Origin of the sequence: Lysinibacillus sp. FSL R7-0073, assembly GCF_038009065.1 — a bacterium.
Taxonomy (GTDB): domain Bacteria; phylum Bacillota; class Bacilli; order Bacillales_A; family Planococcaceae; genus Lysinibacillus; species Lysinibacillus fusiformis.
The window spans coordinates 4,587,613-4,611,430 of record NZ_JBBPAS010000001.1 but is presented as its reverse complement, the minus strand read 5'-3'; the positions used below and the strand labels follow the sequence as shown (position 1 = coordinate 4,611,430).

The window sequence follows — 23,818 nt, the reverse complement described above, 5'->3', positions numbered from 1 at the left end:
TCCATTTGTACCGTAGACAGTAGGAGTGACTTGTCACTTAATGTTCCTACCGAGGACATCGGAATTCAGATTCTTATTTAAAGATGATGACTTTCAGCCTCTGTGTCTATTTGACGTAGGGGCTTTTCTTTTGTCGGTATAAATGACCCATTCTAATAGGAGGTGTCATCATGAGCAAAGCAATCGAAAACAAACAAGTACAAGTTCAAGAGATTACTGAGAAATTCCAAAACGCTTCTTCTGTAGTAGTAGTGGATTACCGTGGTCTTAATGTTGCACAAGTAACAGAGCTTCGTAAACAACTTCGTGAAGCTGGCGTTGAGTTCAAAGTATACAAAAACACTTTAACTCGTCGTGCTGCTGAAGCTGCTGGTCTTGAAGGAATCAACGACGTATTAGTTGGTCCTAACGCAATTGCGTTCTCAAATGAAGATGTTGTAGCGCCTGCTAAAATCATCAACGAGTTCGCTAAGAAAAACGAAGCTTTAGAAATTAAAGCTGGTATTATCGAAGGTACAATCTCTTCTGTTGAAGATGTTAAAGCACTTGCAGAACTTCCATCACGCGAAGGTCTACTTTCTATGCTTTTATCTGTACTTCAAGCTCCAGTGCGTAACTTCGCACTTGCAACAAAAGCTGTTGCAGAACAAAAAGAAGAACAAGGCGCGTAATTTAATACGTCCAACAACTTCCGCGGCCTGACCGCAAAAAATAAAACATTATCCAATTAGGAGGAAATTATAATGAACAAAGAGCAAATCTTAGAAGCTATCAAAGCTATGACAGTTCTTGAATTAAACGATTTAGTAAAAGCTATCGAAGAAGAATTCGGTGTAACAGCTGCTGCTCCTGTAGCAGTAGTTGCTGGCGGTGCTGCTGCAGCTGAAGAGAAAACAGAATTCGACGTAGTATTAGCATCTGCTGGTGCAGAAAAAATTAAAGTAATCAAAGTGGTTCGCGAAATCACTGGTTTAGGTCTTAAAGAAGCTAAAGAAGTAGTAGATAACGCTCCTAAAGCTCTTAAAGAAGGCGTTTCTAAAGATGAAGCTGAAGAAATCAAAACTAAACTTGAAGAAGTTGGCGCATCTGTAGAAGTTAAGTAATCTCGCGTTACTTTTAAACAAAAGGAAAGCTCGTCATATTGGCGAGCTTTTTTCTTCATTCTGAGGAGGCGTGAAAATGTCAGATCACTATTATACAAGTAATCCTCAAACTGAGAGTAAACCTCGTCACTGGACATTCAAATTACTAGGGCATACGTTTTCATTTGAAACGGATGCAGGTGTATTTAGTAAAAGCGAAGTAGATTTTGGATCCCGTGTTTTAATAGACGCTTTTCAAATGCCTAATATTGATGGTGCAATTTTTGATATAGGTTGTGGATATGGGCCGATAGGGTTATCCATCGCCAAAGCAAATCCAGACCGTACCGTTTGTATGATGGATATAAATGAACGTGCAGTTGCGCTTTCGCAAAAAAATGCGCAAGTGAACGGTGTTCAAAATGTGCGAATATTTGTGAGTGACGGCCTATCGATGGTTGATAAAGATATAGAAGCAGCAGCTATCTTAACGAATCCACCAATTCGTGCAGGGAAGGAAACGATTTTCCGCTTTTACGATGGAGCTTATGATAGACTAGTGTCATCTGGAGAGCTATGGGTAGTGATTCAGAAGAAACAAGGAGCGCCATCGACAGTAAGTTACCTAGAAGGTAAATTTTCCGAAGTCGATGTTGTCGAGAAGAAAAAAGGATACTGGATTGTACGTGCAAAAAAATAAATGAAATATGTATAATTTATTGACTTGACAAAACGGCTATGATAATATGATACAATGCAAAAATATTATTTTGAGGTCGTATGCCCTTTTTGTATAGAGTTGTTTTGATATGGGTATACTTGCCAAGATAAGTTTAGTTAACCGAAAATGAGATCTTTTTGAAGACTCGTTTTCTTTTTGTCTTTCGAAATCATACACTATTTGTATGATTTTGCAAAGACCTAATATCGCTTTATTGAGGGGTGAATGAGTTGACAGGTCAACTAGTTCAGTACGGACAACACCGCCAGCGTAGAAGCTTTGCGCGTATTAAAGAGGTGCTTGAGCTTCCAAATCTGATTGAGATTCAAACGGCGTCTTACGAGTGGTTCCTTGAAGAAGGTTTACGTGAAATGTTCCGTGACATTTCGCCGATCGAGGACTTTACAGGTAATCTTTCATTAGAATTCATCGATTATTCATTAGGTGATCCTAAATATGATGTCGATGAGTGTAAAGAGCGAGATGTAACTTACGCAGCTCCATTACGCGTGAAAGTACGTCTTTACAACAAAGAAACAGACGAAGTGAAAGAACAAGATGTCTTCATGGGTGATTTCCCATTAATGACAGAAACAGGTACGTTCATTATCAATGGTGCTGAACGTGTCATCGTTTCACAATTAGTTCGTTCACCAAGTGTGTATTTCCATGATAAAACGGATAAGAACGGTAAAAAAGGTTTTGGAGCTACAGTGATTCCAAACCGTGGTGCATGGTTAGAGTATGAAACGGATGCAAAAGATGTAGTTTATGTACGTATCGATCGTACTCGTAAGTTACCAGTAACCGTATTACTTCGTGCATTAGGTTTTGGCTCAGACCAAGAAATTATCGATATTATCGGTGATAACGAGTATTTACGTAATACGTTAGAAAAAGATAACTCTGAAAGTACTGAAAAAGCACTTTTAGAAATCTACGAGCGTTTACGTCCAGGTGAGCCACCAACAGTTGAAAGCGCGAAAAGTTTATTATACTCTCGTTTCTTCGACGCAAAACGCTATGATTTAGCGAATGTTGGGCGCTACAAAATGAATAAAAAGCTTCATATTAAAAATCGTTTATTCAACCAAACGATTGCTGAAACGCTTGTAGACCCAGAAACAGGCGAAATTTTAGTAGAGAAAGGTACAGTGCTTGATCGCCGTACTTTAGATAAAATCCTACCTTACCTAGAAGATTCTTCAAAAGGTATTGGTTTCCGTACTTTATCACAAGTTGGTGGAGTACTAGAGGATGATGTAACAATCCAATCTATTAAAATTTATGCACCGAAAGATGAAGCACAAAAAGAAATTAATATCATTAGTAATGCCTATATTGATGAAGAAGTGAAAAATATTACACCTGCTGACGTATTGTCTTCAGTAAGCTATTTCTTCAACCTGCTTTATCAAGTAGGAGCAACAGATGATATTGACCATTTAGGTAACCGTCGTCTACGTTCTGTAGGTGAGTTACTGCAAAACCAATTCCGTATCGGTTTATCTCGTATGGAACGTGTAGTACGTGAACGTATGTCTATTAACGACACAGCGGCTATCGTACCACAACAATTAATTAATATCCGTCCAGTAATTGCGTCAATTAAAGAGTTCTTCGGAAGCTCTCAATTATCACAATTCATGGACCAAACAAACCCATTAGCAGAATTAACGCATAAACGTCGATTATCTGCATTAGGGCCTGGTGGTTTAACACGTGAGCGTGCTGGTTTCGAAGTACGTGACGTTCACTACTCTCATTATGGCCGTATGTGTCCAATCGAGACACCAGAGGGTCCAAACATTGGTTTAATCAACTCATTATCTTCTTTCGCTAAAGTAAATAAATTTGGTTTCATCGAAACACCTTACCGTCGTATTGATCACGAAACAGGTCAAGTAACGGAACAAATTGATTACCTAACAGCTGATGAAGAAGATAACTACTACGTAGCACAAGCAAACTCACCATTAAATCCAGATGGTAGTTTTGCAAATGATGAAGTAGTAGGTCGTTTCCGTGGTGATAACACAGTATTCAATAAAGCTCAAATGGACTACATGGACGTATCTCCTAAACAAGTAGTTTCTGCAGCGACTGCGTGTATCCCATTCTTAGAAAACGATGACTCTAACCGTGCACTTATGGGTGCCAACATGCAACGTCAAGCAGTTCCACTTCTTAACCCAGAAGCCCCATTCGTAGGTACGGGTATGGAACATGTGGATGCACGTGATTCTGGCGCAGCTGTAGTAGCGAAGTATGATGGTATTGTTGAGCACGTTGAGGCTCGCTCTATCCATGTTCGCCGCATTGAAGTTGTAGACGGCAAAGAGGTTAAAGGCGATTTAACAAAATATAAATTACAAAAATTTATTCGTTCAAACCAAGGTACTTCATATAACCAACGTCCACTTGTGAAAGTTGGCGAACGTGTGAAGCCTCGCGATATTTTAGCAGATGGTCCATCAATGGAAAAAGGTGAATTAGCTCTTGGACGTAACGTACTTGTTGCATTCATGACTTGGAACGGCTTTAACTATGAGGATGCAGTTATTATGAGTGAGCGTCTTGTAAAAGACGATGTTTATACATCTGTTCATATTGAAGAATATGAATCAGAGTCTCGTGATACAAAGCTTGGACCGGAAGAAATCACTCGTGATATTCCGAATGTCGGGGAAGATGCACTTCGTAACTTAGACGAACGTGGTATTATCCGTATCGGTGCGGAAGTACGCGATGGTGATATTCTTGTAGGGAAAGTAACGCCAAAAGGGGTTACAGAATTAACTGCTGAAGAGCGTTTATTACATGCTATTTTCGGTGAAAAGGCTCGTGAGGTTCGTGATACATCATTACGTGTACCACACGGTGCTGGCGGTATCATTCTGGACGTTAAAGTATTTAACCGTGAAGATGGCGATGAATTACCACCAGGTGTTAACCAATTAGTTCGTGCTTATATTGTTCAAAAACGTAAAATTCGCGTTGGGGACAAAATGGCCGGACGTCACGGTAACAAAGGGGTTATCTCTCGTATCTTGCCAGAAGAAGATATGCCATTCATGCCAGATGGCACGCCTGTAGATATTATGTTAAATCCACTTGGTGTACCTTCTCGTATGAATATCGGACAAGTTTTAGAATTACACTTAGGTATGGCTTCTCGCTACCTAGGCGTCCACATGGCAACACCAGTATTTGATGGTGCGAATGAAGAAGACGTTTGGGAAACAATGGAAGAAGCAGGGATGAACCGTGACGGTAAAACAATCCTGTATGATGGCCGTTCTGGTGAACCATTTGATAACCGTGTATCTGTTGGGATCATGTATATGATCAAACTTGCTCACATGGTTGACGATAAACTTCACGCGCGTTCAACTGGTCCTTACTCACTTGTTACGCAGCAACCACTTGGTGGTAAAGCGCAATTTGGTGGACAACGTTTTGGTGAGATGGAAGTATGGGCACTTGAAGCATACGGTGCTGCTTATACCCTTCAAGAAATCTTAACAGTTAAATCCGATGACGTTGTTGGTCGTGTAAAAACATATGAAGCCATCGTTAAGGGTGAAAGTGTACCAGAGCCAGGCGTTCCTGAGTCATTCAAAGTATTGATTAAAGAACTTCAATCTCTTGGTATGGACGTTAAGATGTTAACAGTTAATGATGAAGAAGTAGAGCTTCGTGATTTAGACGAAGAAGAAGATCTTCAACCAGCTGATGCACTTAACATCGCACCACAGCCAGATACTCAAGAAGAGCCAGTAGAGTCTTTTGAATAATGGAAACCAAAATTCACAAAGGTGAATAAGGTCAAACTTATTTTTCAAATTAGCCGGGCAGGATTTAACGCCCTGCCTGGCTTTTTCTTTTAATAAATCATTCTATTTCTAATCCTTTGTCAAAGAGGCAATTCTTTGCAAGCGATTATCGAGCTGCGTAAAAGAGTCTTTATAAAGACCTATACTAGAGGGAGGTAGGCTCCTTGATAGACGTTAATGAATTTGAATATATGAAAATTGGTTTAGCATCCCCTGACAAGATTCGCTCTTGGTCATATGGTGAGGTAAAAAAACCTGAAACAATTAACTACCGTACGTTAAAACCAGAAAAAGATGGTTTATTCTGTGAGCGTATTTTTGGGCCAACTAAGGATTGGGAATGTCATTGTGGTAAATATAAACGTGTTCGCTATAAAGGCGTAGTTTGTGACCGCTGTGGTGTTGAAGTAACGCGTGCTAAAGTTCGTCGTGAACGTATGGGTCATATCGAATTAGCTGCACCAGTTTCTCATATCTGGTACTTCAAAGGTATTCCTAGCCGTATGGGTCTAATTTTAGATATGTCACCGCGTGCACTTGAAGAAGTTATTTATTTTGCTTCATACGTTGTGATTGAGGCTGGTGCGACGAATTTAGAAAGCAAACAATTACTTTCAGAAAAAGAGTACCGTGCATACCGTGAAAAATTCGGAAATACTTTCGAAGCTGCAATGGGTGCAGAAGCAATTAAAAAATTATTAGGCAAAATTGATCTAGAAGATGAGACACATTCTTTAAAAGAAGAGTTAAAATCTGCACAAGGTCAAAGACGTACTCGTGCTATCAAACGTTTAGAGGTTGTTGAATCATTCCGTAACTCAGGTAATTCACCTGAATGGATGATTTTGGATGTACTACCCGTAATTCCACCTGAGCTTCGTCCAATGGTGCAATTAGATGGTGGACGTTTTGCAACTTCAGATTTAAACGATTTATACCGTCGTGTTATCAACCGTAATAACCGTTTAAAACGTTTATTAGATTTAGGTGCTCCAAGCATCATCGTACAAAACGAAAAACGTATGTTACAAGAAGCTGTTGACGCGTTAATTGATAATGGTCGTCGCGGACGTCCTGTAACAGGTCCGGGTAACCGTCCACTAAAATCACTTTCACATATGTTGAAAGGTAAACAAGGTCGTTTCCGTCAAAATCTACTTGGTAAGCGTGTTGACTATTCTGGTCGTTCCGTTATCGTAGTAGGTCCAAACTTAAAAATGTACCAATGTGGTCTACCTAAAGAAATGGCTATTGAATTATTCAAGCCGTTCGTTATGAAGGAATTAGTAGAACGTGGTCTTGCTCATAACATTAAATCTGCTAAGCGTAAAATCGAACGTTTAAACAACGACGTTTGGGATGTATTAGAAGATGTTATCCGTGAGCATCCAGTATTACTTAACCGTGCACCAACGCTACACCGTCTTGGTATTCAAGCATTTGAACCAACACTAGTAGAAGGTCGTGCTATTCGTCTTCACCCATTAGTATGTACAGCATATAACGCTGACTTCGATGGTGACCAAATGGCGGTTCACGTACCATTGTCTGCTGAAGCTCAAGCTGAGGCTCGTCTTCTGATGCTTGCTGCGCAAAACATCCTGAATCCAAAAGACGGTAAACCGGTCGTAACACCTTCGCAAGATATGGTATTAGGAAACTACTACTTAACGCTTGAACGTGAAAATGCACGTGGAGAAGGTACTATTTTCTACGGTCCAAACGAGGTTTTAATCGCATATGATACAGGTCATGTGCATTTGCATACACGTATTGCTATTAAAGCTAGTTCGTTAAATAACCCAACATTCACAGAGGAACAAAATAATATGTTCCTATTAACGACTGTCGGTAAAGTAATCTTTAACGAAATCTTGCCTGAATCATTCCCTTATATCAATGAGCCGACTGATTTTAACTTAGAGCAAGTGACACCAGAAAAATACTTTGTGAATTTAACAATTGACGAAGACACACTAAAAGAGCTTGAATCAGATAGTGCTTATAATAGCCTTGATGAAAAAGGGAAAATTGACGCACAACGTACAGCTGTATTGCGCAAGCATTTTGAATCTGTACCAGTTGTAAATCCATTCCGTAAAAAGTTCTTAGGAAATATCATTGCTGAAGTATTTAAACGTTTCCACATTACTGAAACGTCTAAAATGCTTGACCGCATGAAAAACCTTGGATTCAAGTATTCAACACGTGCTGGTATTACTGTTGGTGTATCTGATATCGTCGTATTACCTGACAAAGGTGAAATTTTAGCAGTAGCTCAAGAAAAAGTAGATAAAGTTCAAGCGCAATTCCGCCGTGGTTTCATCACAGAGGATGAGCGTTATGACCGTGTTATCTCAAGCTGGAGTGCTGCCAAAGATGAAATCCAAGCGAAACTGATGAAGTCTCTTGAGAAAACAAACCCAATCTTCATGATGTCTGACTCAGGTGCCCGTGGTAACGCATCTAACTTTACACAGTTAGCAGGTATGCGTGGTCTGATGGCCAACCCGGCTGGTCGTATCATCGAACTACCAATTAAATCTTCATTCCGTGAAGGTTTAACAGTATTAGAGTACTTCATCTCAACTCACGGTGCTCGTAAAGGTCTTGCCGATACAGCCCTAAAAACTGCCGATTCAGGTTACTTAACACGTCGTCTTGTTGACGTTGCACAGGATGTAATTGTGCGCGAAGATGACTGTGGTACTGACCGTGGTTTAACAATTGGTGCATTAATGGAAGGCACAGAGCTAATCGAGGCTCTAGATGAACGTATTGTTGGTCGTCATACGAAGAAAACAATCTTCCACCCTGAAACTGGTGAAGTAATTCTAAACAAAGATGGTTTAATCGATCAAGATGTGGCTCGTGCAATTATCGAAGCTGGTATTGAAGAAGTGACTATCCGTTCAGCATTTACATGTAATACAAAACATGGCGTATGTAAAAAATGTTACGGCATGAACTTAGCAACAGGTGAAAAGGTTGAGGTAGGAGAGGCAGTTGGTATTATTGCTGCTCAATCAATCGGTGAACCGGGTACACAGTTAACAATGCGTACATTCCATACAGGTGGTGTTGCCGGGGACGATATTACACAAGGTCTTCCACGTATCCAAGAGATCTTTGAAGCACGTAATCCAAAAGGTCAATCTGTTATTTCAGAGATCGCAGGTACTGTTTCAGATATCACAGAAATCCGTGAGGGCTTAAAAGAAATCACTGTCCAAGGTGACGTAGAAACTCGTAAGTATCAAGCGCCTTATAATGCACGTCTAAAAGTTATCGAAGGTGATAATGTAGAGCGTGGTCAAGTTTTAACAGAGGGTTCTATCGATCCAAAACAATTGTTAAAAGTCAAAGACGTTTCAACTGTTCAAGAATATTTATTAAAAGAAGTTCAAAAAGTATACCGTATGCAAGGGGTAGAAATTGGAGATAAACATATCGAAGTAATGGTTCGCCAAATGCTTCGAAAAGTACGTGTAATTGAAGCTGGAGATACAGATTTATTACCAGGTTCATTACTAGATATCCACCAATTTGCAGAGGCAAACGCAGATGCTGTTATGAATGGCAAAAACCCTGCTACTTGTCGTCCTGTAATCCTAGGTATTACAAAAGCTTCTCTTGAAACAGAATCATTCTTATCTGCAGCATCGTTCCAAGAAACAACACGTGTGTTAACAGATGCAGCAATTAAGGGTAAACGTGACGAGCTTCTTGGATTAAAAGAGAACGTAATTATCGGTAAACTTGTTCCTGCAGGTACTGGTATGCAACGTTACCGTCAAATCCGCATCGAAAAAGATGAGCTTGACACAGAAGTCGTTTCTGCTGAATAAACATTACAAATAGGGCCGAAGAGATGGAATTACGCCATCTCTTCGGACTTTTTAAAGATATTAGTTGACAGTATAAAATGGTAATGATAATATATTGAAGGTTGATAGTTAACTGTCTGTACTTCGGAGGATATGAAAATGTCTTATGATAAAGTAAAGACTAGTCAAACAATCATAGGTACAAAGCAAGCAGTAAAAGCAATGCGAGCCGGTTCAGTGAAAGAACTTCTTGTGGCACTTGATGCAGACAATTGGGTAACCGATTTGGCCATATCTTTCGCGAGAGAAATCGGTATACCAGTTATTCTTGTTGAGTCCAAAAAGGAACTGGGCAAGGCCTGTGGAATCCACGTTGGAGCTGCGGTAGTTGCAATTACTGGAGAGTAGTTTTTGTGTATTAAACACAAAGACTTTGTTTTTACCCAAAAAATGAACCACCTGGATGTGTGGTATTAACAAGGAATAAATGAAGGGAGGAAAAATCGATGCCTACAATTAACCAATTAGTACGTAAGCCTCGTCAATCTAAAAGCACGAAATCAAAATCACCAGCGTTAAACAAAGGATATAACTCATTTAAAAAATCTTTAACTGATGTTAAATCTCCACAAAAACGTGGTGTTTGTACTCGTGTTGGTACAATGACACCTCGTAAACCAAACTCAGCGTTACGTAAATACGCTCGTGTACGTTTAACTAACCAAATTGAGGTTACAGCTTATATCCCAGGTGAAGGCCACAACTTACAAGAGCACAGTGTTGTTCTTATCCGTGGCGGACGCGTAAAAGACTTAGCGGGTGTTCGTTACCATATCGTACGTGGAGCTCTTGATACAGCTGGTGTAAACGGTCGTTTACAGTCACGTTCTAAATACGGAACAAAACGCCCTAAAGAAAAAAAATAATTTAACGTTCAATAACGTTATTTAAAACTGAGCCTCCTACTAATTGTCACAAATATCGAATCTTGCTAGCAGATTTGATATTTGATTGACGACTATAAAAAGGCTAACTTATAAAATAATCGATATTTATTCGAAAGGAGGAAAACACATGCCTCGTAAAGGTCCTGTTTCCAAACGTGACGTGTTACCAGATCCAATTTATAGTTCAAAACTAGTAACTCGTTTAATCAATAAAATGATGGTTGATGGTAAAAGAGGTACTTCTCAAAAGATTTTATACGGTGCGTTCGAAATTGTTAAAGAACGTTCTGGTGAAAATCCAATTGAAGTATTCGAAGCCGCTCTAAATAACGTAATGCCAGTTCTTGAAGTACGCGCTCGCCGTGTTGGTGGTTCTAACTACCAAGTACCGGTTGAAGTTCGTCCAGAACGTCGTACAACTTTAGGTCTTCGTTACCTAGTTAACTATGCTCGTCTTCGTGGTGAAAAAACTATGGAAGAGCGTTTAGCTAACGAAATTCTTGATGCTTCTAACAACACTGGTGCATCAGTTAAGAAACGTGAAGATATGCACAAAATGGCAGAAGCGAACAAAGCATTCGCTCACTACCGCTGGTAATATAACCTATGTGTTAACGGATTGGTTAGCACAAGGTCTCTTATACAGTCTTTACCCCAATATGGAAGGAGAAATTTCCTATGAAACGCGAATTCTCACTTGAGAATACTCGTAATATTGGGATCATGGCTCACATTGATGCTGGTAAAACAACAACAACTGAGCGTATCCTTTATTACACTGGTAAGATTCACAAAATCGGTGAAACTCATGAAGGCGCTTCTCAAATGGACTGGATGGAGCAAGAGCAAGAACGTGGTATTACAATCACTTCTGCAGCAACAACAGCCCAATGGGCAGGCCATCGTGTAAACATCATCGATACGCCTGGACACGTAGACTTCACTGTAGAAGTAGAACGTTCATTACGCGTACTTGACGGTGCTGTTACAGTACTAGATGCTCAATCTGGTGTTGAGCCTCAAACAGAAACTGTATGGCGTCAAGCTACAACTTATGGTGTTCCACGTATTGTATTCATTAACAAAATGGATAAAACAGGAGCAGACTTCTTATATTCTGTAGGAACTCTACATGATCGTTTACAAGCAAACGCTCACCCTATTCAACTACCAATCGGAGCTGAAGATCAGTTCTCTGCAATCATTGACTTGGTTGAAATGAAAGCTACTTTCTATGGTGACGAAAAAGGTACAGCAGTAACTGAGGGAGAAATTCCTGAAGAATACCGCGCACAAGCTGAAGAATACCGTGAAAAATTAATCGATGCTGTTGCAAGTGTTGATGAAGATATCATGGAAAAATATTTAGAAGGCGAAGAAATTTCTGTTGCGGAACTTAAAGGGGCAATCCGTCGTGCTACAATCGCAGTAGAATTCTACCCAGTAATCTGTGGTACAGCGTTCAAACACAAAGGTGTACGCCCAATGTTAAATGCTGTTATCGATTACTTACCATCTCCAGTAGATGTACCAGCAATCAAAGGTACTTCTGTTGATGGTGACGAAGAGTTAGAACGTAAATCTTCTGATGAGGAGCCATTCTCAGCTCTTGCATTCAAAGTTATGACTGACCCATTCGTAGGTAAATTAACGTTCTTCCGTGTGTACTCTGGAACATTAGATTCAGGTTCATACGTACAAAACTCTTCTAAAGGTAAACGTGAGCGTGTAGGTCGTATCCTACAAATGCACGCTAACTCTCGTGAAGAGATTTCTAAAGTATTCGCTGGGGACATCGCAGCAGCAGTAGGTCTTAAAGATACTACTACTGGTGATACTCTTTGTGACGAGAAAAACCTAGTTATTCTTGAATCAATGGAATTCCCTGAGCCAGTAATTTCTCTTTCTGTAGAACCAAAATCAAAAGCTGACCAAGATAAAATGGGTCAAGCTTTACAAAAACTTCAAGAAGAGGATCCAACTTTCCGTGCTCACACTGACACAGAAACTGGACAAACAATCATCTCAGGTATGGGTGAACTTCACCTTGATATCTTAGTTGACCGTATGCGCCGTGAATTTAAAGTAGAAGCTAACGTAGGTGCTCCAATGGTATCTTACCGTGAAACATTCCGTGGCTCTGCAAAAGTTCAAGGTAAATTCACTCGCCAATCTGGTGGTCGTGGACAATACGGTGACGTAACGATTGAGTTCTCTCCAAACGAAGAAGGTAAAGGCTTTGAATTCGAAAACGCTATCGTTGGTGGTGTAATTCCTCGTGAATACATTCCTGCAGTTGAAGCAGGTCTTCGTGACTCTCTTGACCGCGGTGTAGTAGCTGGTTACCCTCTAATCGATATTAAAGCGAAATTAGTATTCGGTTCTTACCATGACGTTGACTCGAATGAGATGGCGTTCAAAATTGCTGCATCTATGGCTCTTAAAGAAGCATCTAAACAATGTGATGCTGTTATCTTAGAACCAATGATGAAAGTAGAAGTTGTAATTCCAGAAGAATACCTTGGTGATATCATGGGTAACATTACTTCTCGTCGCGGTCGCGTTGAGGGTATGGATGCTCGCGGTAACTCACAAGTTGTTCGTGCTATGGTTCCTTTAGCAGAAATGTTTGGTTATGCAACGACTCTTCGTTCTGCAACGCAAGGTCGTGGTGTATTCTCAATGACATTCGATCATTATGAAGAAGTACCAAAATCAATTGCTGCTGAAATCATCAAAAAAAATAAAGGTGAATAATTGAATTTTCATCTTGCATAAAGTATAACTAATTTGTAAGCTATGATTGCAGGATAGGGGATGGGCCCGTTCTCTATCAGCATTCATTCTATAAATTTCAAAAATAAAACATATAATTTTGAGGAGGCAATCTCTAATGGCTAAAGAAAAATTTGACCGTTCTAAAACGCATGCTAACATTGGTACAATCGGACACGTTGACCATGGTAAAACTACTTTAACTGCTGCAATCGCTACAGTTCTTTCTAAAAAAATGGGTGGTACAGCTAAATCATACGCTGACATCGATAACGCTCCTGAAGAAAAAGAGCGTGGTATCACAATCAATACTTCTCACGTAGAATACGAAACTGAAACTCGTCACTATGCACACGTTGACTGCCCAGGACACGCTGACTATGTTAAAAACATGATCACTGGTGCTGCACAAATGGACGGCGGTATCTTAGTAGTATCTGCTGCTGATGGCCCAATGCCACAAACTCGTGAACACATCCTTTTATCTCGCCAAGTAGGTGTTCCATACTTAGTAGTATTCATGAACAAATGTGATATGGTTGATGACGAAGAATTATTAGAATTAGTAGAAATGGAAATCCGTGACCTACTATCTGAATATGACTTCCCAGGTGACGATATTCCTGTAATCAAAGGTTCTGCTCTTAAAGCTCTTGAAGGTGAAGCAGAATGGGAAGAAAAAATCGTTGAATTAATGGACGCTGTAGATTCTTACATCCCAACTCCAGAACGTCAAACTGACAAACCATTCATGATGCCAGTAGAGGACGTATTCTCTATCACTGGTCGTGGTACAGTTGCAACTGGCCGTGTTGAACGTGGTCAAGTTAAAGTTGGTGACGTAGTTGAAATCATCGGTATCGCTGAAGAAGCTAAATCTACTACTGTAACTGGTGTAGAAATGTTCCGTAAATTATTAGACTATGCTGAAGCTGGTGACAACATCGGTGCTTTACTTCGTGGTGTTGCTCGTGAAGAAATCCAACGTGGTCAAGTATTAGCTAAACCAGGTTCAATTACTCCACACACTAACTTCAAAGCTGAAGTTTATGTTTTATCAAAAGAAGAGGGTGGCCGTCATACTCCATTCTTCTCTAACTACCGTCCTCAGTTCTACTTCCGTACAACTGACGTAACAGGTATCTGTAACTTACCAGAAGGCGTTGAAATGGTAATGCCTGGTGATAACATCGAAATGACAGTTGAACTTATCGCTCCAATCGCTCTTGAAGAAGGTACTAAATTCTCTATCCGTGAGGGTGGCCGTACTGTAGGCGCTGGCGTAGTTGCTTCTATCCAAAAATAATTTTAGCTTTCGCTAATATACAAACCAATCTGTAGGGACGCTTACAGATTGGTTTTTTATGTTAAAATAAAACTAGTTAAGGTTTTAATTAGTGTATGAATACATAACAGCCAGCATGTCATCTATGTTAAATATTTAAGCAGAAAGGGATTTGAATATGGAGATGAAAATTTTACTGATAGAAGATGATCCGTCGATATTTAGTATGATTGAAGAACGTTTTGCACAATGGTCATTACAAGTTGTTGGACCTGAAAATTTTCAAAAGGTGATGGATGATTTTATAGAAGTGAAGCCTCATCTTGTGCTAATTGATATTCAGTTGCCTGCCTATGATGGCTTTCATTGGTGTCGAGAAATTCGTCATCTCTCAAATGTGCCAATCCTTTTTCTATCCTCGCGAGATCATCCAATGGATATGGTGATGGCCATGCAAATGGGGGCAGATGATTTTATACAAAAACCCTTTCATATGGAAGTATTACTCGCTAAAGCACAGGCTATTTTACGAAGAACATATGACTATGTTGAAGCAAAGATGGATGTTACACGCTTTAACGAAGCCGTTATTGATTATGCAAGGAGTGAAATTATGTGTGATGGAGCTATAGCTTCCTTAACAAAAAATGAACTCTTTATATTGCGCATCTTAGTGGAACAGGCTAATCATATCGTCTCAAGAGATGAACTAATGCGAAAACTGTGGGATGATGAACGTTTTGTAAACGATAATACGTTATCGGTGAATGTTAACCGTTTACGTGCAAAGCTAGAGGATATTGGCTTACATGAAGTGATTCTAACCAAAAAGGGACTCGGCTATATAGCTGTAACTCAAGGGACGTGAATTAATTTGTTACTATTATTTATAAGAGAACGCTTTGCATGGATAGGTTTTTTTGCATTTGTTATGGTACTGTTAAACGTGCTATTTTCTTTAGACGTTGGTTTAAATAGTGTGTCTATTTGGTATGTAAATGTTAGTTTGCTTGTTAGTTTCGTACTCTTTTTTGTGTGGCGTTTTATCGCTGAAGTTGGGAAATTAAATGATTTCCTGGGAAATATGGATAGTCATCTTGATGAAGCCCATAAAAGTAGCTTATCCTTATCACCTTTTCAAGAAGTGGGCTTTCGAAAAATAGAGGATGTCTTTCATGAAAAGAATATGGAATTGAATCAGGCCAAAGTGCAGCTCCAAGAGTATTCAGATGAGTTGCTGGCATGGGTTCATGAAGTAAAAGGACCTTTAACAACTATTAATCTAATGTTAGACCATGTGGAGGATTTATCCACACGTCGTAAATTAGAAAAAGAATGGTTAAGACTCCATTTGTTAGTCGATCAACAGCTGCACCAAACAAGACTTACTTCTATAGAGAAGGATAATTATTTAACTGAAATTGAGTTGAAACCAATTGTTTATAAAGAGATTCGAGCTATGCAAGCCTGGTGTATAGAAAAGGGAATTGGTTTTGAAGTAGATGAACTGACTGAAAAGGTTATGACAGATGGTAAATGGCTTGCGTTTATTGTACGGCAAATTCTCTCAAACGCCATAAAATATAGTTCAGCCAATTCAGAGGTCATGGTTTTCACAGAACTTGACCCAACAGGTGCGACATTATTACATATTAAAGATATGGGTATTGGTATACCTTCGGAGGATTTACCTAGGATTTTTCAAAAGTCATATACAGGTAACGTAGGGAGAGAGTCTACTCATTCTACTGGTATGGGTCTTTACTTAACATATAATGTAGCGAAAAAAATAGGTATCCGTATAAATGTCCAATCGAAAGTAGGCGAGGGTTCATTATTTACGCTACGGTTCCCATTACAAAATGAATATGTCAAACTAACAGGTAGATGACGAAAATGTCACCTACCTTTTTATATTGTCATGTAAAACGCACGAATGAATAGATGCAACAGGGTACACTTTGAATATAGAAAGGGGCGTTTATAAGTGACAGTTTTAATTGGTCGTAAAATAAAAAAAGTTTATGGAAAGAAATCAACGGCTCAGGAAGTGTTAAAGGGCATTGATTTGGAAGTAAGTAAAGGTGAATTTGTAGGTATTATGGGACCTTCTGGCTCAGGAAAAACAACACTTTTAAATGTCTTATGTTCAATTGACTTTGCAACAGAAGGAGTAATTGAAATAAACAGTCATAATTTACAGGGAATGAAGGAAAAGGCTTTGGCCAATTTCCGTAGAGAGCAATTAGGTTTTATATTCCAAGATTATAATTTATTAGATACATTAACCGTAAAAGAAAATATACTTCTCCCCTTAGCGATCAGTAAATTGCCTAAAGCAGTTGCTGAAAGCCGTGTAAAGGAGCTAACATCCTTACTAGGCATAACAGATATTTTAAATAAATATCCCAATGAGATATCCGGAGGGCAAAAACAGCGTACTTCTGCTGCGCGTGCACTCATTACAAATCCATCATTGGTATTTGCAGATGAGCCTACTGGTGCATTAGATTCAAAATCAGCTACAGCCTTGCTTCAAAATCTACAAAATATTAATGAGACAAAAGAAGCGACCATAATGATGGTTACGCATGATGCAGTAGCTGCAAGTTTCTGTACACGTGTTTTATTTTTAAAGGATGGTCTTATTTATAGTGAACTTTATAAAGGGGATAAAACACGACAGGCTTTTTTCCAGGAAATCATGCATACGCAAAGTGTGCTAGGCGGTGATGGTTATGAGTCTTAGTAAGCTAGTGTTAAGAAGCATGAAGAAAAATATGAAGCACTACTATTTATATTTCTTTGCGCTTATTTTTAGCGTTACTTTATATTTTTCCTTTGTAACATTACAAAATAATTCTGCGGTATGGGATGCTGTTCAAATGAGTGGAACGGCTACGGCTGGATTTAAAGCAGCAACTTATATTTTATATTTTATCGTCTTGTTCTTCGTCTTGTACGCCAATCATTTATTTATGAAGCGTCGTAGTAAGGAGATAGGCTTGTACCAATTGATTGGCATGACCAAGGGATTGATTGTACGCCTATTAGCAATCGAAAATATTCTACTATTTGTGGGAGCTGTGATTTTAGGTATGCTGGCCGGTTTCTTTAGTTCACGCGTGTTTGCAATGATTTTATTGCGTGTGCTTGAGAAAGAAGCTCTTGTAACGATGACATTTAGTACACAGGCATTACAGCAATCCATGATCGTATTTACTATACTTTTGTTGATTGTCCTTATACAAATGGCCTGGATGATTCATCGTGTTTCTTTACTATCACTATTTACCGCAGCTAAACAAGCAGATGAACGTGTAAGACGTTTTAGTGCATTACAAATGGCAATAGGCTTTATGGGGCTAGTTTTAATTGTTTATGGCTACTATGCTTCAACAAAGCTATTTGACATTGAATCAGCTGGTAACCTATTTATTAATATGATCATTATTCTAGCTACTACAATTGGTGGAACATTTCTAGTCTTTCGATTCTCTGTAGCATTTATTATGAATACTATTCGCTTAAAGAAAAAAGGGCATCTTTCCATCCAAGATGTATTAGCATTAACACCTATTATGCATCGCATGAAGAGCAATGCTAAATCATTAACGCTTATAACTGTATTAACGGGTGTATCTCTAGGTGTGACGACATTATCCTATATCTCCTACTATTCCTCAGAAGCATCGGCATATAGCCAAGTACCAGGTGATTTTATCTTGCTAGAAGAGCAGGGGACGTCTTTCTTACATGCATTAGAGAAAAATAACATTGCCTATGATAAGGTAGATTATCGTTTGCAAGGAGTAACAGCCTCTGTAGGACAATTAATGTCTAAAAAACAGCAGGATAATCCTTTATATGATATGGAAGGAACAATCTATACGATTCCACTTTCTGATTACAAGAGGAGTGTTCCTGAAGCCTCGCTATCAGGGAATGAAGTGATTTTAACAAACTATGGTGGGTATATGGCTGAGATGTTCCCATTAGAGAAAGATCGTGATGTAGTAGTATCTGCAGGGGAGCTTGAAGAAACTTTTCATGTTATAGATGTACATGATAAAAGTATTATAAGTGGTATTGTTACAGCTGGAGGTGGCGGGCCTATCTTTGTTGTAACAGACGACATGTTTAAAAGTCTAACTACGCAATCAGAGCATTACCCATGGCATCAACAATCGTCTATTACTATTAATTCAAAAGAAGACTTAGTAATGGCAGAGAAATTATATGTACAGACAAGTGCAGGGGTGATTACAACTAAAGATCATGAGGGTAAAACACAGCAATATACTCAATCTTCTTTTGAAGAGAAACGTAAAGATAATATTGAATCATTAGGTCTCACTATATTTACAACTGCCTTTTTAGGATTAGCCTTCTTAATGACAACTGGTAGTATTCTGTACTTCAAACAAATGTCTGAGGCAGAGGAAGAGCGTGGTTCCTATACAATCCTAAGAAAAATTGGCTTTGCAGAAAAAGATATTATGAGAGGCATATATATGAAACAAGCCTTTAATTTTGGAGTTCCTTTAATTATTGGATTATTGCATAGTTATTTTGCTGTTAAATCAGGATGGTTTTTATTTGGTACAGAGTTAACGGCACCCTTGTGGATAGCGATGTGCTGTTATATAGCGTTGTATACGATTTTTGCCATTCTTTCCGTGGGATATTATAAAAAAGTCGTTCGAGAATCATTGTAACAATTCAATAAGTAAAAACTCATAAACAGTGTGATGATAATTAGTCATACTGTTTTTTTATTGCTTCTAACGAAGAAAAAACCTTGACTTTCAATTATCAGAATAATAATCTTTAACATGTTAGTAATTTAGTGTATGAAAGTGAGTGTAACAATGAATGCAGTAATAATGGCGGTAGCCGTCATGTTAATATTAAGCTTACTTCGCATCAATGTCGTTCTTTCTTTAGTGTTAGGAGCATTTGTAGGCGGCGTCACAAGCGGTATGAGCATTGAGGCAACAGTAGAATCTTTTACAGAAGGGTTAGGGGCAGGTGCAACTATTGCATTAAGTTATGGCCTACTTGGGGGCTTTGCCATCGCCATTTCCAAAACCGGGATACCTGAATTGATGATTACAGGGATGTTAAACATTTTAAATAGTGAAAGCAATCGAAAAGGTTTAGTGAAGATCTTAATTTTCTTCCTGATTTTTTTGATGTCAATTTTATCTCAAAATGTCATACCTATTCATATCGCTTTTATTCCCCTATTGATTCCTCCTGTTTTAAAAATTTTAAATATGCTAGAGGTCGATCGGCGTCTAGTGGCAACATTAATTGCAGTGGGCTTAATAGGTACTTATAGCTTTGTACCGGCTGGCTTTGGAGCGATCTTTCAAGATATCGTTGCTACACAAGTGTCTGAGGCTGGGATGGTAGTATCTTCACGTGATGTCCCTGTGGCAATGGCGATTCCAGTGCTAGGTATGCTGTTTGGATTATTTACAGCCTTCATTGTATATCGTAAGCCAAGGCATTATAAAAATAATGAAATAGAGGCAGACTCTCTCCATGTTCATGTCAGCAAATTTGTGATGTTTTCCACAGCACTTGCATTAGTCGTATCATTATGTGCTCAAGTGTTAACAGATTCTATGATTGTTGGTTCCTTTGCAGGTATTATGATTATGTATTTTACTGGGGCACTGAAATGGAAAGAGGCAGATGACATTCTATCTGAAGGAATGAAGATGATGGCCTTTATAGGGTTTGTTATGATCGCTGCAAATGGCTTCGCTGCGGTCATTAATGCTACTGGACATGTGGATAGCTTAATTACAAGCTCTATAACTATTTTAAAAGGAAATAGAAGTTTAGCGGTATTTATTATGTTAGTCATAGGATTAGTTGTGACAATGGGGATTGGGTCTTCCTTTGCAACAGTGCCAATTATTGCGACGCTTTTTGTTCCTCTTGCACAAGGGTTAGGAATGAGCCCTTTAGCGATCCTCTGTTTAATAGGTACAGCAGGAGCTTTAGGCGATGCAGGTTCTCCAGCATCAGATTCTACACTAGGACCAACAGCAGGATTAAATGTAGATGGACAACATCATCATATTTGGGACACCTGTGTTCCGACTTTTATATTCATTAACATTCCACTAATTCTATTTGGTTGGATTGCATGTGTGTTCTTTCTATAGAATAGAAAGGGTACTACTATTTAAAAAAAGACTTCATAGTTATTTGAAATGTTCGACATTGTTGCTTGGTAACCTTAGGTGTTGCAATATGTAGTGAAATTTTATATACTAATAAACGGCTTAACAAAGCGAAGTAATAGTAGTACTAAGAATATCAGCAACATTTAAAAGAATTTAGCGAAAAGACTTGCTTATTCTTTTTTTATTGTATATAATGTTGAATGTTGGTCTTTGACTGCGATGAAGCGAGAGGTTGCCGACACACCCGGCCGCTTTGCCATGGCGGTGTGTGGGAAAATTTTCGTGGAGAATGTCTAGAAAATAGGCGAGAAGGAGGGAAAATAATGGCAAAACAAAAGATTCGTATTCGTTTAAAAGCGTATGATCACCGTATTTTAGATCAATCTGCTGAGAAAATTGTGGAAACTGCAAAACGTTCAGGTGCAAGTGTATCAGGTCCGATTCCACTTCCAACTGAGAAGTCTGTGTACACAATTCTTCGTGCTGTTCACAAGTACAAAGATTCTCGTGAACAATTCGAAATGCGTACGCATAAACGTCTGATCGATATCGTTAACCCAACACCACAAACTGTTGATGCGTTAATGAAACTTGATTTACCATCTGGCGTTGATATCGAAATCAAACTTTAATGGTAAAAACAATATAACTTTTTAAAACTTACAGGAGGTGTGACAAATGGCTAAAGGAATCTTAGGTAGAAAAATTGGTATGACACAAGTTTTCGCTGAAAACGGCGATTTAATCCCGGTAACAGTTATCGAAGCTACTCCAAACGTAGTACTTCAAAAGAAAACTGTTGAAACAGACGGCTACGAAGCAATTCAAGTTGGTTTCGAAGATAAGCGCGTTAAGCTTTCTAACAAACCGCAACAAGGTCACGTAGCAAAAGCGAACACTGCTCCTAAGCGCTTCATTCGTGAATTCCGCAACGTGAATGTGGAAGAGTACGAAGTTGGTCAAGAAGTCAAAGTAGAAATTTTCGCAGAAGGCGATGTAATCGATGTAACAGGTGTTACTAAGGGTAAAGGTTTCCAAGGTGTAATTAAACGCCACGGACAATCTCGTGGTCCTATGGCCCACGGTTCTCGTTACCACCGTCGTCCTGGTTCAATGGGTCCAGTTGCTCCGAACCGCGTATTCAAACAAAAGAAATTACCTGGTCAAATGGGTGGCAATGTAGTTACAATCCAAAACTTAGAAATCGTGAAAGTTGATACAGATCGTAACTTACTACTTGTTAAAGGTAATGTTCCTGGTTCTAAAAAAGCTCTAGTTACAGTAAAAACTGCAATTAAAGCTAAGTAATCACTTAAGGAAAGGAGGAAACAGGAATGACAAAAGTATCTGTACTTAGTCAAACAGGTGCTTCAGTTGGTGAAATCGAATTAAACGATGCGATCTTCGGAATCGAGCCAAATGAAGCAGTATTATTCGACGCAGTAGTAGCTCAACGCGCTTCTCTACGTCAAGGTAATCACAAGGTTAAAAACCGTTCTGAAGTTGCTGGTGGTGGTCGTAAGCCATGGCGTCAAAAAGGAACTGGTCGTGCTCGTCAAGGTTCTATCCGTTCTCCACAATGGCGCGGCGGTGGTGTTGTATTCGGTCCTACTCCACGTAGCTATTCTTATAAATTACCTAAAAAAGTTCGTCGCTTAGCTCTTAAATCTGCTTTATCAGCTAAAGTAGTAGAACAAAACTTCTTAGTTCTTGATGCTCTTACTCTAGCAGCACCAAAAACAAAAGAATTCACAAAAATTCTTAAAGATCTTTCTTTAGAGAAAAAATCTTTATTCGTAACTGCTGACCTAGATGAAAACGTAGCATTATCTGCTCGTAACATCCCTGGTGTAACAGTTTTAACTGCAAATGGAATCAACGTTCTTGATCTTTTAGGTCACGAAAAAGTTGTATTCACTAAATCTGCAGTAGAAAAAGTTGAGGAGGTGCTTGGATAATGGAAGCACGTGATATTTTAAAACGTCCGGTCATTACTGAGCGTTCTTCAGAACTTATGGCAGAGAAAAAGTATACTTTCGAAGTAGACACTCGCGCTAACAAAACTCAAGTAAAAGACGCTGTAGAAGAAATCTTTGGTGTAAAAGTTGAGAAAGTAAACGTTCTTAACTACAAAGGTAAATTCAAGCGTGTTGGCCGTTACGGTGGTTACACTAACAAACGTCGTAAAGCGATTGTTAAATTAACTGCTGATAGCAAAGAAATCGAATTATTCGAAATGTAATCCCTAGTGGATTTATGATTTGAACACTCAAGAAGGAGGGAAAACACAATGGCGATTAAAAAGTATAAACCTACCTCTAATGGTCGTCGTAACATGACGTCATTAGACTTTGCGGAAATTACAACTAACAAGCCTGAGAAATCATTGCTTGAACCAACTAAACGCAAAGCTGGTCGTAACAACCAAGGTAAAATCACTGTTCGTCATCATGGTGGTGGTCATAAGAAGCAATACCGTGTTATCGATTTCAAACGTGTTAAAGATAGCATTCCGGCAAAAGTTGCTACTATTGAATATGATCCAAACCGTTCTGCGAATATCGCATTAATCAATTACGCTGATGGAGCAAAAGCTTACATCTTAGCACCTAAAGGTCTAGAGGTTGGTCAAACAATCGTTTCTGGTCCAGATGCTGACATCAAAGTAGGTAACGCTTTACCATTAGCAAACATTCCAATGGGTACTACAATCCATAACATCGAGTTAAAACCTGGTAAAGGTGGACAATTAGTACGTTCTGCTGGTACTTCTGCTCAAGTACTTGGTCGTGAAGGAAAGTACGTAATCGTTCGTCTTCAATCTGGTGAAGTACGTTTAGTGTTAGCTACTTGCCGCGCTACAATCGGTCAAGTTGGTAATGAACAACACGAACTTGTACACATCGGTAAAGCGGGTCGTAGCCGTTGGTTAGGTAAACGCCCAGAAGTTCGTGGTTCTGTAATGAACCCTAACGATCACCCACACGGTGGTGGTGAAGGACGTTCTCCAATCGGACGTAAATCACCAATGACTCCTTGGGGTAAACCAGCACTTGGTTACAAAACTCGCAAGAAGAAAAACAAATCGGATAAATTTATCATCCGTGGTCGTAAAAAATAAAGTGGTTAAACTACGGTTCTA

Annotated in this window: 20 protein-coding genes and 1 other annotated feature (1 of these 21 cut by a window edge); all 20 genes read left to right on the top strand. The window is 39.1% G+C overall.

All coding sequences use genetic code 11. The features are described 5' to 3' along the window. Positions 1–138, top strand: a sequence feature (ribosomal protein L10 leader region); it begins 8 nt to the left of the window's first position. A 32-nt stretch (positions 139–170) separates the two neighbouring features. Further along, positions 171–671: a 50S ribosomal protein L10 gene (gene rplJ, locus MKY88_RS23260; RefSeq protein WP_025116453.1), complete on the top strand. Its 501-nt coding sequence runs from the start codon at positions 171–173 to the stop codon at positions 669–671. 72 nt (positions 672–743) lie between these two features. Then, entirely contained in the window at positions 744–1,103 is a 360-nt protein-coding gene (rplL, locus tag MKY88_RS23255; RefSeq protein WP_012296079.1) for a 50S ribosomal protein L7/L12, read from the top strand. 76 nt (positions 1,104–1,179) lie between these two features. Next, positions 1,180–1,782, top strand: coding sequence for a class I SAM-dependent methyltransferase (locus MKY88_RS23250; protein WP_025116452.1), 603 nt, complete (start codon positions 1,180–1,182; stop codon positions 1,780–1,782). A gap of 242 nt (positions 1,783–2,024) precedes the next feature. Next, a complete protein-coding gene (gene rpoB, locus MKY88_RS23245; protein WP_175423096.1) occupies positions 2,025–5,600 on the top strand; it encodes a DNA-directed RNA polymerase subunit beta in 3,576 nt (1,191 codons plus the stop codon). A gap of 203 nt (positions 5,601–5,803) precedes the next feature. Then, on the top strand, positions 5,804–9,487 hold the full coding sequence (rpoC, locus tag MKY88_RS23240; protein WP_069483209.1) for a DNA-directed RNA polymerase subunit beta': 3,684 nt from the start codon (positions 5,804–5,806) through the stop codon (positions 9,485–9,487). A 138-nt stretch (positions 9,488–9,625) separates the two neighbouring features. After that, positions 9,626–9,874 (top strand): ribosomal L7Ae/L30e/S12e/Gadd45 family protein, encoded by a 249-nt coding sequence (locus MKY88_RS23235; protein WP_328201473.1) that lies wholly within the window; start codon positions 9,626–9,628, stop codon positions 9,872–9,874. A 98-nt stretch (positions 9,875–9,972) separates the two neighbouring features. Next, complete coding sequence (gene rpsL, locus MKY88_RS23230; protein ID WP_008181595.1) at positions 9,973–10,392, top strand: 30S ribosomal protein S12; 420 nt, start codon at positions 9,973–9,975, stop codon at positions 10,390–10,392. Between the two features lie 148 nt (positions 10,393–10,540). Then, positions 10,541–11,011 carry a 30S ribosomal protein S7 gene (rpsG, locus tag MKY88_RS23225; RefSeq protein ID WP_025116448.1) on the top strand — a complete coding sequence of 157 codons (471 nt, stop codon included), beginning with the start codon at positions 10,541–10,543 and terminating at the stop codon, positions 11,009–11,011. An 80-nt stretch (positions 11,012–11,091) separates the two neighbouring features. Continuing rightward, the gene (gene fusA, locus MKY88_RS23220) at positions 11,092–13,170 is read left to right on the top strand and encodes an elongation factor G (protein ID WP_340814762.1); all 2,079 of its coding nucleotides are present in this window, start codon (positions 11,092–11,094) and stop codon (positions 13,168–13,170) included. Positions 13,171–13,306: 136 nt separating this feature from the next. Continuing rightward, on the top strand, positions 13,307–14,494 hold the full coding sequence (gene tuf / locus MKY88_RS23215; RefSeq protein WP_069483210.1) for an elongation factor Tu: 1,188 nt from the start codon (positions 13,307–13,309) through the stop codon (positions 14,492–14,494). Between the two features lie 157 nt (positions 14,495–14,651). Further along, positions 14,652–15,341 carry a response regulator transcription factor gene (locus MKY88_RS23210; protein ID WP_144788671.1) on the top strand — a complete coding sequence of 230 codons (690 nt, stop codon included), beginning with the start codon at positions 14,652–14,654 and terminating at the stop codon, positions 15,339–15,341. A 6-nt stretch (positions 15,342–15,347) separates the two neighbouring features. Further along, on the top strand, positions 15,348–16,364 hold the full coding sequence (locus MKY88_RS23205; protein ID WP_340814761.1) for a sensor histidine kinase: 1,017 nt from the start codon (positions 15,348–15,350) through the stop codon (positions 16,362–16,364). A gap of 96 nt (positions 16,365–16,460) precedes the next feature. Beyond that, positions 16,461–17,222 (top strand): ABC transporter ATP-binding protein, encoded by a 762-nt coding sequence (locus tag MKY88_RS23200; RefSeq protein ID WP_069483212.1) that lies wholly within the window; start codon positions 16,461–16,463, stop codon positions 17,220–17,222. Continuing rightward, entirely contained in the window at positions 17,212–19,191 is a 1,980-nt protein-coding gene (locus tag MKY88_RS23195) for an FtsX-like permease family protein (protein ID WP_193833429.1), read from the top strand. Before MKY88_RS23200 ends, MKY88_RS23195 begins: the two co-directional genes overlap by 11 nt. A 153-nt stretch (positions 19,192–19,344) precedes the next feature. Next, a complete protein-coding gene (locus MKY88_RS23190; protein WP_340814760.1) occupies positions 19,345–20,655 on the top strand; it encodes a Na+/H+ antiporter family protein in 1,311 nt (436 codons plus the stop codon). A gap of 344 nt (positions 20,656–20,999) precedes the next feature. Next, positions 21,000–21,308: a 30S ribosomal protein S10 gene (gene rpsJ / locus MKY88_RS23185; RefSeq protein ID WP_004233624.1), complete on the top strand. Its 309-nt coding sequence runs from the start codon at positions 21,000–21,002 to the stop codon at positions 21,306–21,308. Positions 21,309–21,354: 46 nt separating this feature from the next. Next, a complete protein-coding gene (gene rplC, locus MKY88_RS23180; RefSeq protein ID WP_031416717.1) occupies positions 21,355–21,984 on the top strand; it encodes a 50S ribosomal protein L3 in 630 nt (209 codons plus the stop codon). A gap of 26 nt (positions 21,985–22,010) precedes the next feature. Next, positions 22,011–22,634 (top strand): 50S ribosomal protein L4, encoded by a 624-nt coding sequence (rplD, locus tag MKY88_RS23175; RefSeq protein WP_025116440.1) that lies wholly within the window; start codon positions 22,011–22,013, stop codon positions 22,632–22,634. Continuing rightward, complete coding sequence (gene rplW / locus MKY88_RS23170; protein WP_004233628.1) at positions 22,634–22,918, top strand: 50S ribosomal protein L23; 285 nt, start codon at positions 22,634–22,636, stop codon at positions 22,916–22,918. Before rplD ends, rplW begins: the two co-directional genes overlap by 1 nt. Before the next feature lie 48 nt (positions 22,919–22,966). Then, entirely contained in the window at positions 22,967–23,797 is an 831-nt protein-coding gene (gene rplB / locus MKY88_RS23165; protein WP_008181913.1) for a 50S ribosomal protein L2, read from the top strand. The last annotated feature ends 21 nt before the right edge of the window (positions 23,798–23,818 follow it).